Source organism: Martelella mediterranea DSM 17316, assembly GCF_002043005.1.
GTDB lineage: Bacteria > Pseudomonadota > Alphaproteobacteria > Rhizobiales > Rhizobiaceae > Martelella > Martelella mediterranea.
In genome coordinates this window covers 3,172,253-3,185,657 of the sequence record NZ_CP020330.1, presented here as the reverse complement: position 1 = coordinate 3,185,657, position 13,405 = coordinate 3,172,253, and the positions used below count along the sequence as shown (strand labels likewise).

The following is a 13,405-nucleotide window of genomic DNA, read 5'->3' as shown; positions in this document are numbered from 1 at the left end:
TCACATAATGTGGATTATGGAACTTTCTGATATCGCCGGCAACAAAACTCCATTGTCGCCGGTGCTGATATTTTCTCGCTGACGAATTGCGTTTAACGCAGTTCCATCAGCCGCTTGTGCGCCGCCGTGAAACCTTTCAGCGAAGCGCCGATGCTGAGCTTTTCGCTCCCGTCGATCGGCTGAGCGATGATATTCAGCGAGCCGCCATTCTTCATCCGCTCGGCCATTGCCGCATCGAATTCGACGGGCACGAGGCAGCCCTGCGGAAGACATGTCGAAAAGCCGAATGTCTTTCCTTCGGTCGCATCATCGATCGTCAGCGTCACGCCCTGGGCCAGCGCCAGGCCGAACGGCATGATTACCACGCCCTGGATTTTGTCGTCCGGCGTCACCGACAGCTCGACCGTCATCACCCGCTGGCCGCTATCCTTTGCCACCTGATTATGGATCATCGCGCAGCGGTCGACGCCTTCGTTGGAAATGCAGGTGACGCGCCAGTCCTGATAGGTTTCGTTGAGCGAGCTTGCGCCCTCCGGCAAGGCCGAAATTGCCGGGCTTGCGGCTGCGCCGAAAAGAAACGCCGAAACGATGCCGGCTGCGATGTGACGAGGTTTCACCAGGAATCTCCCAAATCCGTCTGATTTTCGCGTGAAACTAGCATGATTCGCCGGACGCCAACACCGGCAACACGCTCGCGCGATACGCATGTTTTCGGGTTCCGCGCAAAGATGTGTGCGGCAATGATGTAGCGCCCGGTTTAATCCGCGGCAATGCTTGCATGGCCGCCGGTTCCTCGCCATAGTCGCCGGCAAATCGTAAGGCGTACAGACAGGAGAATTCCCGATGTCCTCGCACGGAAGGCGCGATGAACAGGAAGGCCATGCGCGGCCTCCCGTTCCCGATATCATGGCGATTCTCGGCGAGAACAAGCCGCGCCGGCGCTTCCCCTGGGGCTGGCTGGCGCTCGTCATCGTCCTCATTGCCGCGGGCTATGGCGGCTACCGCTTCTACCAGAGCGGCGACCTGCAACTGGTCGCGGCCCGGCCCGGCTACAAAACCGCCGAGGTGATCCGCGGACCGATGAACATCACCGTGCGCGCCACCGGCGCGATCGAGCCGATCAACCGCGTCGAGATTTCGAGCGAGCTTTCCGGTACGGTGAAGGATGTGCTTGTGGATTTCAACAGCGAGGTCAAGGCCGGCGACGTGCTGCTCGAACTCGAGACCGACGAACTGACGGCCGACATATTGAGCGCCAAGGCCAAGCTCGCCGCCGCCGGCGCTGATGTCGCGTCGAGCGTCTCCGACGTCGAATCCGCCAAGGCGACCATGGATCGCGCCGAAACCCTGGCAAAGCGCAATGTCGCGCCGCGCCAGGATTTCGAGGACGCGCAATTTGCCTATGCGGCGGCCGTCGCCGACCAGCAGAGCGCGGAGGCGCGACTCGATGTCGCCAAAGCCGAGCTGGCGCTGGCGGAACTGCGGCTCAGCAAGGCGACGATCCGTTCGCCGATCGACGGCGTCGTGCTTTACCGCAATGTCGATGTCGGCCAGACCTTCACGACCTCGCTGGAGGCCCCTACTCTCTTCGTCATCGCCGGCGATCTCGGCCAGATGGAGCTGCGCGTCGATATCGACGAGGCCGATGTCGGCAAGGTCGAGCCCGGTCAGAAGGCAAGCTTCACCGTGGAGGCCTTTCCCGACAAGCGTTTCCCGGCCGAGATCGCCTCGATCCGCTATGCCTCGGAGCTCAACAGCGATGTCGTGACCTACAAGGCGGTGCTTCTGGTCGACAATTCCGAGCGCCTGCTGCGCCAGGGCATGACAGCGACGGCCGATATTCTGGTCAGCGAATCCGAGGACGTGATCCTGGTGCCGACCGCGGCACTGCGCTTCGTGCCGGCCGGCGTCGATGCGCCGACCTCTTCGGGCGACGAGCGCACCGCCTGGCTGCTTCGAAACGGTGAACCGCTGCCGGTTCCGATCACGGTCGGCGCCAGCGATGGCCGCTATACCGCCGTCGTGAACGGCGATCTGCGCGTTGGCGACATGGTGGTCACGGGCAACGGCCGGGAGGTTCGATGATATGAACGCGGCTCCTCCCCTTATCGAATTTCGCAAGGTCTCGCGGATCTACGGCTCCGGCGAAGCGGAAATCGCGGCCCTGAACGGCGTTGATTTCTCGATTGAGGCCGGCGAGTTCCTCTCGATTATGGGGCCGTCAGGCTCCGGCAAGTCAACGGCGATGAACATTCTCGGCTGGCTCGACCGGCCGACCAGCGGCCAGTTCTTCTTCCAGGGCGTCGACACGACCGAACTGCCCGGTCCCAAGCTGACCCTGCTGCGCCGCCATCTGCTGGCCTTCGTGTTCCAGCGCTACAATCTGCTGCCGCGCTCCTCGGCGATCGAGAATGTCGAGCTGCCGCTGCTTTATCGCGGCATCAGCCGCACCGAGCGCCGCGAGCGGGCTGAAAACGCGCTTGATCAGGTGGGCCTCGGCGATCGGCTGCACCAGCGCACCATGGAGCTTTCCGGCGGCCAGCAGCAGCGCGTGGCGATTGCCCGCGCGCTGATTACCGAACCCGCCGTTCTGCTCGCCGACGAGCCCACGGGCAATCTCGATACCAAATCTAGCAACGAGATCATGGAACTGGTCACCAGCCTCAATGTCGATATCGGCATCACCGTGGTGATGGTCACCCATGATGAAAATGTGGCGCGCTATGCCAGCCGGCGCATGCATTTCCTCGATGGCAGGGTCGATGGCAGCTATCGGCCGGGCCGCGGCGAAAGGCGGGAGGACGACCATGTTTCTTGAAATGCTGAAACTCGCGCTGCGGGCCGTCAGGCGCAACCTGCTGCGCTCGTTCCTCACCGTGCTCGGCGTCATCATCGGCGTTTCGGCGGTGATTCTCATGGTGACGGTTGCGAACGGCACGGCGGAACAGGTGCGCACCGAAATCGCAAGGCTTGGCACGGATGTCCTGTTCGTGCGGCCCGGCCAGCGCGCGCCGGGTGCGGCCTCCGAAGCCGCCAAGGGGTTCACCGAGCGCGATATCGCGGCGCTCCGCAACCAGATACCGGACCTGCGCGCCGTCGCGCCCCAGAACATCGCCGATGCGACCGTTGTCGCTGGCGGCAACAACCGCAAGACCGTGGTGATCGGCACCAGCGATGCGTTTCTCGACGCCCAGGACTGGACCATTGAAAGCGGCAGCGATTTCGCCGGCGCCGAGGTCGCGGCCGGCGATACTGCCTGCATTCTCGGCGCGACGGTGAAGCAGACGCTGTTTGCAGATGACGATCCGGTTGGCCGCAATGTCCGCGTCGGCAATATTTCCTGCGCCGTTATCGGCACGCTCGGGGCCAAGGGCGAGGCCGGCATGGGCCGCGATCAGGACGATATCGTGCTGATGCCAATCGCCACCTTCCAGCGCCGCCTCGGAGGCGACAGCTATATCGAAAGCATCGTGCTCGCCGCGAAAGACGGCGTTTCCACGCAGGATCTGAAGGCCGAGGTCGGCGACCTGCTGCGCGAACGCCGCAATATCCTGCCGGGCCGGCCGGACGACTTCGAGGTCAACGACATGACCGAGATCACCAACGCCGTTTCCGGTACGAAAAGCCACCTGACAGGCATGCTGGCTGCGATCGCCGGCGTCAGCCTGCTTGTCGGCGGCATCGGCATCATGAATATCATGCTGGTGTCGGTCACCGAGCGCACCCGCGAGATCGGCCTGCGGCTTACGGTCGGCGCACTGGAGCGGCAGGTTCTGCTGCAATTCATCGTCGAGGCGCTGGTGCTGTCGATATCGGGCGGGGTGGCCGGCATCGTCATCGGCCTCGGCCTTGCCTATGCCGCCGTGCAGTATCTGTCCCTGCCCTTCGTCATCGACCCATGGATGATCGCCGGCGCCTTCGGCTTCTCGGCCCTGATCGGCCTGATCTTCGGCTATTTCCCGGCCCGGCGTGCGGCGCGGCTGAGCCCGATCGATGCGCTGCGGTTCGAGTGAGTGAACCGAGGCCTCTCAGCCCAAATCTCCCCCCTTGAGGGGGAGATGTCGCGAAAGCGACAGAGAGGGGTAAAGGGCGCAAGCCCTAAAAGCCGCAAACGCCGTGCTCTCGGAAAGGGTTCACCCCTCTCTGCCCCTGTCGGGGCATCTCTCCCTCAAGGGGAGAGATTGATGGCTGCGACGCCTCAAGAAAACTCGACAGCTATGAAATATTGGCGGGTTTCAAACTGAGGGATACGTCGCGCCGGCCCTACCCCACAAAAGCCCGTTCGATCACGAACTGCGAGGGTTTGTTGTTGGCGCCTTCGGTCAGGCCGGCGGCTTCCAGCAGGGCCTTGGTGTCCTTCAGCATCTCGGTCGAGCCGCAGATCATCGCGCGGTCCGTTTCCGGGTTCAGCGCGGGAACGCCGAGGTCCTCGAACAGCTTGCCACTGGCGATGAGATCGGTGATACGGCCGGTGCGCACGAAGTCCTCGCGGGTGGCGGTGGCGTAGTGGCGCAGTTTGTCGCCGACGACTTCGCTCAGCAGCTCATCGTTCTCGATCTCGTTCACCAGGTCGAAGCCGTATTTCAGCTCGGCCACCTCGCGGCAGGTGTGGGTCAGGATCACCTCATCGAACTTTTCAAACGTTTCCGGCTCGCGGATCAGGCTTGCGAACGGAGCAATCCCGGTTCCGGTCGAAAACATATAAAGCCGTTTGGCCGGCGTCAGCGCATCAAGCACCAGCGTGCCGGTCGGCTTCTTGCGCATCAGAACCGTGTCGCCGGGCTGGATTTTCTGCAGGTGCTGGGTCAGCGGGCCGCCCGGAACCTTGATCGAGAAGAATTCCAGCGTATCGGCCCAGGCCGGGCTTGCGATCGAATAGGCGCGGTAGATCGGCTTGCCATCGACCATCAGTCCGATCATGGCGAATTCGCCCGAGCGGAAACGGAAGCCGGCCGGCCGCGTCATGGTGAAGCGGAACAGATGGTCGGTATAATGCTCAACGCTCAACACGGTCTCGCCATAAACCCCGGCGGGCAACGCAGTCGCAAGATCGTCGGTTTTGGTCTGCACGTTCATGTCTGGTCCTGTCATTCTGTCTCGTCGGCGCCTTCGATCCGCTTGCGGGTCATATCCTCCAGCGCTCAAATACTACCGCTGGCCGACAATTGCAAAGTCAGCCGGAAATTCTTGGCTTTCACGCGCCCGCCTGGCGCCGCCAGCTGTAACCGGGCACCGCGGCGGCGGGTTTTGCGGCGGGCTGGTAGTAGCGCGTCACCGCCGGCAACCGCCCTTCCCCGAGCCTGCGGATCGCAGTCTCGTTGGTCACGGCGAAGCTGTCGAAGCCGCAGCGCAGCATATGCACCAGCGGATCGATCAGCACGTCGCCGACGGCGCGCAGCTCGCCGGTATAGCCAAGCCGCTCGCGCAGCAGTGTCGCCTGCGAAAATGCCCTTCCGTCGCTGAAGGCCGGGAAGGTGAGCGCCACCAGCGTGATCCGGTCGAGATAGGGCGCAAGCCGCGTCGGGTCATCGAACGGGCCGAGCACGACGCCAACAGGCTCGTTGCCTTCGACGCCATGCTCGATGATATCGGCGTAGGGGATGAGCACCCGCTCCCCCTCGCCCGCCTTGCGCTCTTCCGTCTCCACCACCCATGGGTCGTTTTCGACAAAGCCGCCTTCTTTCCAGATTGCAGTCATGTGCGGTCTCCTCAGGCGGCCTTGGCTTTTTCGGGATAGAGCGCATCCTTGAAGGGCTGCGCGCCCAGCCTGCGATAGGCCTCGATGAAGGTCTCGGCCTTGTCGGTCCGAAGCGAAAGATAGGTATCGACGATCGTCTCCACCGCATCGGTCACCTTCGACGGCTCGAAGCCGCGACCGATGATCTCGCCGATCGAGGTGTTCTCGTCCGCCGATCCGCCAAGGGTGATCTGGTAGAGTTCCGCGCCCTTCTTCTCCACGCCAAGAAGGCCGATATGGCCCACATGGTGGTGGCCGCAGGCGTTGATGCAGCCGGAAATCTTGATCTTCAGATCGCCGATTTCGGCCTGACGCTCGGCATTGCCGAAACGGGTGGAAAGCTCCTGCGCCAGCGGGATCGACCGCGCATTGGCGAGCGCGCAATAATCGAGTCCCGGACAGGCGATGATATCGGTGATCAGCCCGGCATTGCCGGTGGCAAGCCCTGCCTCCTCCAGCGCACGATAGACCGCCGGCAGATCGGCGCGGGCGACATGCGGCAGCACCAGGTTCTGCTCGTGGCTGACGCGGATTTCATCGAAGCCGTAGCGCTCGGCGATATCGGCGACCGCGTCCATCTGCGCGTCGGTCGCGTCTCCGGGGATGCCGCCGATCGGCTTCAGCGAGATCGTCACCATCGCATAGTCGTCGCGCTTGTGGGCGACGGTGTTGCGGGTCAGCCAGTTGATATAGCCGGCATTGGCGGTGTCGAAACGGTCGCGCTCGCGTTCCGGCAATTCGGGCAGCGCGAAGTAGGCGCGGATCGCTTCGACGTCGCCGGCCGGCAATGTCAGCTCGCCGTCCTTCAGCGCCTCGAATTCCTGCTCGATCTGAGCCTTCAGCTCCTCAAGCCCGGTCTCGTGGACGAGGATCTTGATGCGCGCCTTGTACTTGTTGTCGCGGCGGCCGTTGAGGTTGTAGACGCGCAGGATCGCCGTCGCATAGGCCAGGAGATCGGCTTCCGGAAGAAAGTCGCGAACCTTCTTGGCGATCATCGGTGTACGCCCCTGCCCGCCGCCGACATAGACGGCAAAGCCGAGCTCGCCGGCCTCGTTCCGCTTCAGATGCAGGCCGATGTCATGGACCTGGATCGCGGCGCGGTCGCGTTCGGCGCCGGTCACCGCGATCTTGAACTTGCGCGGCAGGAACGAGAATTCCGGATGCAGCGACGACCACTGCCGCAGGATTTCCGCATAGGGGCGCGGATCGGCGACCTCGTCGGCGGCGGCGCCCGAGAAATGGTCTGCCGTCACATTGCGGATGCAGTTTCCCGAGGTCTGGATCGCATGCATTTCAACGCTTGCGAGATCGCGCAGGATCGCCGGAATATCGGAAAGCTTCGGCCAGTTGAACTGGATGTTCTGGCGCGTGGTGAAGTGGCCATAGCCGCGGTCATAGGTGCGCGCGACATGGGCGAGCATGCGCATCTGCCGGGCATTCATCGTGCCATAGGGCACGGCGATGCGCAGCATATAGGCGTGAAGCTGCAGGTAAACGCCGTTCATCAGCCGCAGCGGCTTGAACTGATCCTCGGTGATTTCGCCGGAAAGGCGGCGCTCGACCTGGTCTGCGAACTGGTCCACCCGCTGGGCGACGAAATCCTTGTCGAATTCATCGTAACGATACATGAGGTCTTACGCCTCCACGCGTTCTGGTTTGGCGGCGGCATAGCCGGCCGCGTAAGGAATGGTCGGGCCCTCGGCGCGAATGCGCTCGCGCAGCCTGAGCGGCCAGATGCGGCCGTCGGGACGCTCCTCGACATCGATGACGGCAAGATCGACCACCTTGTTGGCTGAGAAATCACGCTTGCCGATCTCATCGAGGCTTTCGATCGCCGCGTCGTGGCGGGCGACGAGCGCTGCCTGCAGATCCTCGCACCAGCGGCCATTGGCATCGAGCCAGACGGCAAGGCCATCGGTCAGGCGATTTGCGGTCAGAACCTTAGCGGACATGGGCAACTCCCTTGAATTTCGTCTGGGCGACCTTGTTATCCTGCGAAAGCGCGCTCGAATGCTTCAGATTGGCGCCGGCGACCGCGTCGCCGATGATCACCATCACCGGGCCGGCGAGGTCGTCGCGCGCTTCCAGCAGCGCCATTTCGGACAACACGCCATGGAACAGGCGCTGGTTGTTCCGGCTGGCGTTCTCGATCACCGCGATCGTGGTATCGGCGGGCACGCCCGCCTCCTGAAGCCGGGCGCCGAGCCTGGCGGCGACGGAACGGCCCATATAGACGGCAATGGTGGCGCCCCGGACCGCAAGCGCGGCCCAGTCCGGCAGGGTGTCACCATTGAGGTCGTGGCCGGTCGTAAAAACCAGGGTCGAGGCGACCCCGCGCAGCGTCAGCGGCAGCTCGAAATCGGCGGCCGCCGCCGTGGCGGACGTGATGCCGGGCACGACCTCGTAGGATACTCCCGCCGCGCGCAGAGCCGCCATTTCCTCACCGGCGCGGCCGAAGATCAGTGGATCGCCGGATTTCAGCCGCACGACGCGCTTGCCTTCTTTCGCAAGATCGACAAGCAGATCATTGATTTCATTCTGAGACTTCGAATGGCAGTTCTTGCGCTTGCCGACGGCGATACGCTCCGCATCGCGCCGGCCCATATCGACGACAGTCTGGGGCACCAGCGCATCATAGGCAATCACGTCGGCTTCCATCATCAGCCGGTGGGCGCGGATCGTCAGCAGGTCCTCGGCGCCCGGTCCCGCGCCGACAAGCGCCACATGGCCGGAAACCCTGGCTCCGTCCGCAATGATCTCGTCGGCAAGACACTCGGCCTCAAGCGCCCTTCCCTTTTCGATGGCATTCGCAACCGAACCGTTGAAGAAGCGCGACCAGAAGGCGCGGCGCGGCGCACCCCGCGGAATATTGGCGTCAACCTTGTCGCGCAGGCGGTTGGCGAGCTGCGCCAGCGGCCCGAGCGAGCGCGGCAGCATGGTGTCGATCTGCGCCCGGATCATCTGCGCCAGCACCGGACCGGCCCCCTCGGTTCCGATGGCGACGGCGATCGGAGGACGCGTGACCAGAGCGGGCGTATAGAAGTCGCAATCGTCCTTCTGGTCCACGGCGTTGACAGGGATGGAGGCCGCACGGGCCGCCTCGGCGATCAGGTGGTCCTGATCGCTGATTCCGGTCGCGGCGAACACCAACACCGCGCCTTCGAATTGCGCGGGCGAGAAAGCGTCCTCCACCAACTGGTAGCCCTGCTCGGCGAGAAACGCGCGGTAGTCGTCCTCGGCGTTCTCGGCATAAGCTGCAATCACGGCGGAGGTCTTTGCCATCAGCCGGGCCTTGGCGAAAGCCTCGTCGCCGCCGCCGAAAATCGCGACCTTGCGGCCATCGACCCGGAAAAACGCCGGGAAAGTCGTCAACAAATCGTCTTTCGTGCCCATTGCGCACAGTCCTTCTCAAGATTGGCACAACAATCGCTCTGCGGCGGCAATGTTTGAAGAAACGAAAATGCGCGGGCGCGCGGGATGGAACATTTCATTCCTCAATTCCGCGCAATGCAGGGCAAATTTACCTGCAGGGCCAGGCCGAGGCTTGCGCTCGCCCGCCAATGTTCCTTTAAGTCAGGCTGTGCAACCTTCTGAACGGGGAATCGACGTGGACGACAAGACCCTCACCGACCGCCTTCTCGCCGTGATCGAAGACGATATCCTGCCCAAGACGCTCAAGGGCGTCAGCGGCGGCAACAAGGTTTTCGGCGCGGCCATCCTGCGCAAGGACGATCTCTCCCTGGTGATCGCCGGCACCAATGACGAGACCAGCAATCCGCTCTGGCACGGCGAGGTCCATACGCTGAAACAGTTCTACGAACTGCCCGACCCGCCAGCCACGCGTGATCTGCTCTTCCTCTCGACCCATGAACCCTGCACCATGTGCATGTCGGCGATCACCTGGGCCGGATTCGACAATTACTTCTATTTCTTCAGCCATGAGGATTCGCGCGACAGCTTCGCCATTCCCCACGATCTGAAGATCATGAAGGAGCTTTACGGCCTGGAGCCGGGCGGCTACCGCCGCAAGAACGCCTTCTTCACCGCGCGCTCGATCATCGACATGGCGGAGGCATGCCCGGAACCAGCGCGCACCGGCTTCATAGATCGGATTGACGGTATTCGCAAAACCTACGCCCTTGCCTCCGACACCTATCAGGCCCACAAGGGCGAGACCAAAATACCGCTCGGCTAACGCCCGCCCCGAAAGCAAGACGGAGTCTCAAACCGTGGAAGCCTCCCGCGACATCACGCGTCTTCTGGACATCATGGCCGCCCTTCGCACGCCCGAAACCGGGTGCCCGTGGGACCTGAAACAGGATTTCGACAGCATCAAGCCTTACACGATCGAGGAAGCCTATGAGGTGGCCGACGCGATCGAGCGCAAGGATTTCGATGATCTCTGCGACGAACTCGGCGATCTGTTGCTGCAGGTCGTGTTTCACGCCCGCATGGCGGAGGAAAAGGGGCTGTTTTCCTTCGGCGATGTCGTCCACGCGATCACCGCCAAGATGATACGCCGCCACCCGCATGTCTTCGCCGTCAACGCGGCGGATACGCCGGAAGCGGTCAAGATCCAGTGGGACGAGATCAAGCGGAAGGAAAAGGCCGAGCGCGCCGAACGGCGGGTGAAAAGCGGGATTACCGAGGATTTCAAGGCCGGCCATCTCGGTGGCGTCCAGCGTTCCTTCCCGGCGCTGACGGAGGCGCTGAAGCTTCAGGAGCATGCCGCCCGCGTGGGCTTCGACTGGTCCGAGCCGGAACCGATCCTCGCCAAGTTCGAGGAGGAGATCGGCGAGTTGCGCGAAGCGTTTCAGGCCGGCGACAAATCGCGAATCTCGGACGAACTCGGCGACCTGATCTTCGCCGCCGTCAACCTCGCCCGCCACACGAAGACCGATCCCGAACAGGCGCTGCGCGGCACCAACACCAAATTCCGCCGCCGCTTCAACCATATCGAGGAATCGCTCAATGCGTCGGGCGAAACGCTCGACGCCGCTACGCTGGAACGCATGGAAGCGCTCTGGCAGGATGCCAAGGCGATCGAGCGGCAGCTTTCCGAATAGCCGGAACTTTTTTCGTCGTCCTCGTCTTTTGACCGTTGACTTAGAGCGCGCTCGAAGCCGTAGCTTTGCCAGCGTCGTGACGAAAGCAGGACTTCGATGAAGATTGGTGAACTCGCAAAGCGCTCCGGCCTGACGGCGCATACCCTCCGCTATTACGAGAAGATCGGCCTTTTGCCCGATGCCGACCGCGATCGCTCAGGCCATCGCGACTACGACGCATCGGCGCTGGTCTGGATCGAATTTCTCGGCCGCTTGAAGACCACCGGCATGCCGATCCGGCAAATGTTGCGCTATGCCGAACTCAGACGGCAGGGTCCGGCTACGGAAAAGCAGCGTCAGTGCCTGCTCGAACAGCATCGTGATGCGGTGCGCGAGCACGTTCTCGAACTCCAGTCCTGTCTTGATGTCCTCGACGACAAAATCGCCGGCTATGCCGGAAATGATCGCAACAAGGATTGATGACGTGATGAATGAACAGAACCAGACAATCGGCGAAACCCGCCTGGACCGCGGCAAGCGCATGCTGGCGGCCATCGACGGGCAGGCGGGACAGAATGTCATCGACGCGCTCGATGATATCGCCCCCGATTTCGCCCGTTATGTCTTTGAATTCCCCTTCGGCGATATCTATGCCCGCCCCGGGCTCGGCTTGCGCGAACGCGAGATTGCCACGGTCGCCGCCCTCACCGCGCTCGGAAACGCAGTCCCTCAGCTCAAGGTTCACATCGAAGCAGGCCTCAATGTCGGGGTGAGCCAGGAGGAAATCGTCGAAACCATCATGCAGATGTCGGTCTATGCCGGCTTTCCCGCCGCGCTCAACGGCCTGTTCGCGGCAAAGGAGGTCTTCGCAGCCCGTTCCGGCGCGAACGCCTGATCCGTCCCGGAATCACTCCGCCAGCATGCTCTCCAGCCGCTGGGCCTCGCCGCCGGCGAGCCGCAGGTCGAGGCTGACGGAGCCATCCTCGAGATCGCGGCGTTCGTCGACAAGAGCGTGCTCGTAAAGCCAAGGCAGCAGGTGCAATTGATCGGGCGAAAGCGTGATGGTCGTTTCCGTCAGGACGCCGGCAAGCCGGTCGGCGATGCGGTCGACAAGCGCGTCGACGCCCTCGCCGGAAATGGCGGAGACGGCCATGACGTTCTCGGTGGAGGACGCCCGCGCCATCATGGCGTCATGCTCTTCCGGGCCCAAAAGATCCACCTTGTTCCAGACCTCCAGAATGCGGGCATTCTGCTCGGCCTCGTCAATGCCGAGTTCGCCCAGGATGCGCAGCACATCGGCCGATTGCGCATCGCGGGCAGGGTCGGCCATGTCGCGGACATGAAGGATCAGATCCGCCTCCAGCACCTCCTCCAGCGTCGCGCGGAAGGCGGCGACCAGATGAGTCGGCAGGTCCGAGATGAAACCGACTGTGTCGGAGAGGATCACCGTGCGGCCATGCGGGAGCTTCATCCGGCGCAGAGTCGGGTCGAGGGTTGCAAACAGCATGTCCTCGGCCAGCACCCCTGCCCCGGTGATCCGGTTGAACAGGGTCGACTTGCCGGCATTGGTGTAGCCCACCAGCGCCACGATCGGATGCGGCACCTTCTTGCGCTTGGAGCGGTGAAGCTTTCGGGTGCGGACCACCTGTTCCAGTTCGCGTTCGAGCTTGGTAATGCGCTCGCGCAGCATCCGGCGGTCCGCCTCGATCTGGGTTTCGCCGGGACCGCCCATGAAGCCGCCACCGCCGCGCTGGCGCTCAAGGTGGGTCCAGCTTCTGACAAGACGGCCGCGCTGGTAATTGAGATGCGCGAGTTCGACCTGCAGCCGGCCCTCCTTAGTGGAGGCGCGCTCGCCGAAGATTTCGAGAATCAGGCCGGTCCGGTCGATCACCTTGGCAACCCAGGCCTTTTCGAGATTGCGCTGCTGAACCGGCGACAGCGGATGATCCACAACCACGAGGCCGATATTGTTCTCGTCCAGAACGGCGTCAAGCTCTTCGATTTTGCCGGTTCCTAGCAGGGTCGCCGGTCGCGGATCGTTGATCGTCACGATCTCCGAGGCCGCGACCTCGAGCCCGATCGCGCGGGCAAGGCCCTCGGCCTCCTGCAGACGGCTTTCGGGCGCGCGCGCGGAAAGCGCGGTGCGTTCGGCTTCGGCCCGCGACTGCTTGATAACCGGCACGATTACGAGAACGCGGGAGGAATCCCTGTTCTCGTATTCGCTCTCGGGAAATTGGGTATTATCGGAAATGGAAGCTCACCTATCAGGAAGCGTTGTCATCGCCTTCGAACATCTGCACCGGCTGGCCGGGCATGATCGTCGAAATGGCGTGCTTGTAGACAAGCTGGGAATGACCGTCACGACGCAGCAGGACACAGAAATTGTCGAACGACGTAACCACGCCCGTCAGCTTGACCCCGTTGATCAGGAAGATCGTCAGGGAAATTTTCTGTTTGCGAACCGTGTTGAGAAAAAGATCCTGCAAATTCTGAGAACGTTCCGCCATTGCGCCGCTACTTTCTTTCTCTTGCCGGCCGGAGCCGGTTCCACCTCTTCGTTGCCATCGAAACGTCCAGGCAACAGATCATGAACTTTTGGTAGCAAATCACCGGCGCTTCCGCA

At 62.8% G+C, this 13,405-nt stretch carries 15 protein-coding genes; 7 read left to right on the top strand and 8 right to left on the bottom strand.

All coding sequences use genetic code 11. The annotated features are described in order from the left end of the window. Window positions 1-92 precede the first annotated feature (92 nt). The gene (locus Mame_RS27035) at window positions 93-617 is read right to left on the bottom strand and encodes an invasion associated locus B family protein (protein WP_018063286.1); all 525 of its coding nucleotides are present in this window, start codon (window positions 615-617) and stop codon (window positions 93-95) included. Between the two features lie 226 nt (window positions 618-843). Between Mame_RS27035 and Mame_RS14890 the strand changes: the two genes are divergently transcribed. The 3 genes from Mame_RS14890 to Mame_RS14880 are packed head-to-tail and all read left to right on the top strand — an operon-like array spanning window position 844 to window position 4,013. Then, window positions 844-2,085: an efflux RND transporter periplasmic adaptor subunit gene (locus Mame_RS14890; RefSeq protein ID WP_018063285.1), complete on the top strand. Its 1,242-nt coding sequence runs from the start codon at window positions 844-846 to the stop codon at window positions 2,083-2,085. Between the two features lies 1 nt (window position 2,086). Further along, the gene (locus Mame_RS14885) at window positions 2,087-2,818 is read left to right on the top strand and encodes an ABC transporter ATP-binding protein (protein WP_018063284.1); all 732 of its coding nucleotides are present in this window, start codon (window positions 2,087-2,089) and stop codon (window positions 2,816-2,818) included. Beyond that, window positions 2,808-4,013 (top strand): ABC transporter permease, encoded by a 1,206-nt coding sequence (locus Mame_RS14880; protein WP_018063283.1) that lies wholly within the window; start codon window positions 2,808-2,810, stop codon window positions 4,011-4,013. The genes Mame_RS14885 and Mame_RS14880 overlap by 11 nt, the downstream gene beginning before the upstream one ends. Window positions 4,014-4,263: 250 nt before the next feature. Here Mame_RS14880 and Mame_RS14875 read toward each other — a convergent pair whose 3' ends face one another. The 5 genes from Mame_RS14875 to cysG all read right to left on the bottom strand — a co-directional run bounded on the left by Mame_RS14875 (window position 4,264) and on the right by cysG (window position 9,130). Then, a complete protein-coding gene (locus Mame_RS14875) occupies window positions 4,264-5,076 on the bottom strand; it encodes a ferredoxin--NADP reductase (protein WP_018063282.1) in 813 nt (270 codons plus the stop codon). Between the two features lie 118 nt (window positions 5,077-5,194). Continuing rightward, the gene (locus tag Mame_RS14870; protein WP_018063281.1) at window positions 5,195-5,698 is read right to left on the bottom strand and encodes a DUF934 domain-containing protein; all 504 of its coding nucleotides are present in this window, start codon (window positions 5,696-5,698) and stop codon (window positions 5,195-5,197) included. An 11-nt stretch (window positions 5,699-5,709) separates the two neighbouring features. Continuing rightward, complete coding sequence (locus Mame_RS14865; RefSeq protein WP_018063280.1) at window positions 5,710-7,365, bottom strand: nitrite/sulfite reductase; 1,656 nt, start codon at window positions 7,363-7,365, stop codon at window positions 5,710-5,712. A gap of 6 nt (window positions 7,366-7,371) precedes the next feature. Further along, window positions 7,372-7,689 carry a DUF2849 domain-containing protein gene (locus Mame_RS14860; protein WP_018063279.1) on the bottom strand — a complete coding sequence of 106 codons (318 nt, stop codon included), beginning with the start codon at window positions 7,687-7,689 and terminating at the stop codon, window positions 7,372-7,374. After that, window positions 7,679-9,130, bottom strand: a complete 1,452-nt coding sequence (gene cysG, locus Mame_RS14855) for a siroheme synthase CysG (protein WP_018063278.1) — start codon at window positions 9,128-9,130, stop codon at window positions 7,679-7,681. Before cysG ends, Mame_RS14860 begins: the two co-directional genes overlap by 11 nt. A gap of 214 nt (window positions 9,131-9,344) precedes the next feature. Between cysG and Mame_RS14850 the strand changes: the two genes are divergently transcribed. From Mame_RS14850 to Mame_RS14835, 4 genes are all read left to right on the top strand, one after another. Beyond that, window positions 9,345-9,932, top strand: coding sequence for a nucleoside deaminase (locus Mame_RS14850; RefSeq protein ID WP_018063277.1), 588 nt, complete (start codon window positions 9,345-9,347; stop codon window positions 9,930-9,932). 34 nt (window positions 9,933-9,966) lie between these two features. Continuing rightward, on the top strand, window positions 9,967-10,803 hold the full coding sequence (gene mazG / locus Mame_RS14845; RefSeq protein ID WP_018063276.1) for a nucleoside triphosphate pyrophosphohydrolase: 837 nt from the start codon (window positions 9,967-9,969) through the stop codon (window positions 10,801-10,803). A 96-nt stretch (window positions 10,804-10,899) separates the two neighbouring features. After that, on the top strand, window positions 10,900-11,262 hold the full coding sequence (locus Mame_RS14840; RefSeq protein WP_018063275.1) for a MerR family transcriptional regulator: 363 nt from the start codon (window positions 10,900-10,902) through the stop codon (window positions 11,260-11,262). Between the two features lie 7 nt (window positions 11,263-11,269). Then, on the top strand, window positions 11,270-11,677 hold the full coding sequence (locus Mame_RS14835; protein WP_018063274.1) for a carboxymuconolactone decarboxylase family protein: 408 nt from the start codon (window positions 11,270-11,272) through the stop codon (window positions 11,675-11,677). A 12-nt stretch (window positions 11,678-11,689) separates the two neighbouring features. Here Mame_RS14835 and hflX read toward each other — a convergent pair whose 3' ends face one another. After that, window positions 11,690-13,033, bottom strand: a complete 1,344-nt coding sequence (gene hflX, locus Mame_RS14830) for a GTPase HflX (protein ID WP_155122124.1) — start codon at window positions 13,031-13,033, stop codon at window positions 11,690-11,692. A 13-nt stretch (window positions 13,034-13,046) separates the two neighbouring features. Next, a complete protein-coding gene (hfq, locus tag Mame_RS14825; protein ID WP_018063272.1) occupies window positions 13,047-13,289 on the bottom strand; it encodes an RNA chaperone Hfq in 243 nt (80 codons plus the stop codon). Window positions 13,290-13,405: the final 116 nt, after the last annotated feature.

What these genes read in the sequence shown, in the direction of transcription:
- hfq (WP_018063272.1), bottom strand. Translation starts at nt 13,289, where the DNA reads ATGGCGGAACGTTCTCAGAATTTGCAGGATCTTTTTCTCAACACGGTT.
- cysG (WP_018063278.1), bottom strand. Translation starts at nt 9,130, where the DNA reads ATGGGCACGAAAGACGATTTGTTGACGACTTTCCCGGCGTTTTTCCGG.
- Mame_RS14890 (WP_018063285.1), top strand. Translation starts at nt 844, where the DNA reads ATGTCCTCGCACGGAAGGCGCGATGAACAGGAAGGCCATGCGCGGCCT.
- Mame_RS14870 (WP_018063281.1), bottom strand. Translation starts at nt 5,698, where the DNA reads ATGACTGCAATCTGGAAAGAAGGCGGCTTTGTCGAAAACGACCCATGG.
- Mame_RS14860 (WP_018063279.1), bottom strand. Translation starts at nt 7,689, where the DNA reads ATGTCCGCTAAGGTTCTGACCGCAAATCGCCTGACCGATGGCCTTGCC.
- Mame_RS14880 (WP_018063283.1), top strand. Translation starts at nt 2,808, where the DNA reads ATGTTTCTTGAAATGCTGAAACTCGCGCTGCGGGCCGTCAGGCGCAAC.
- Mame_RS14835 (WP_018063274.1), top strand. Translation starts at nt 11,270, where the DNA reads ATGAATGAACAGAACCAGACAATCGGCGAAACCCGCCTGGACCGCGGC.
- Mame_RS14840 (WP_018063275.1), top strand. Translation starts at nt 10,900, where the DNA reads ATGAAGATTGGTGAACTCGCAAAGCGCTCCGGCCTGACGGCGCATACC.
- Mame_RS14875 (WP_018063282.1), bottom strand. Translation starts at nt 5,076, where the DNA reads ATGAACGTGCAGACCAAAACCGACGATCTTGCGACTGCGTTGCCCGCC.
- Mame_RS14885 (WP_018063284.1), top strand. Translation starts at nt 2,087, where the DNA reads ATGAACGCGGCTCCTCCCCTTATCGAATTTCGCAAGGTCTCGCGGATC.
- Mame_RS14865 (WP_018063280.1), bottom strand. Translation starts at nt 7,365, where the DNA reads ATGTATCGTTACGATGAATTCGACAAGGATTTCGTCGCCCAGCGGGTG.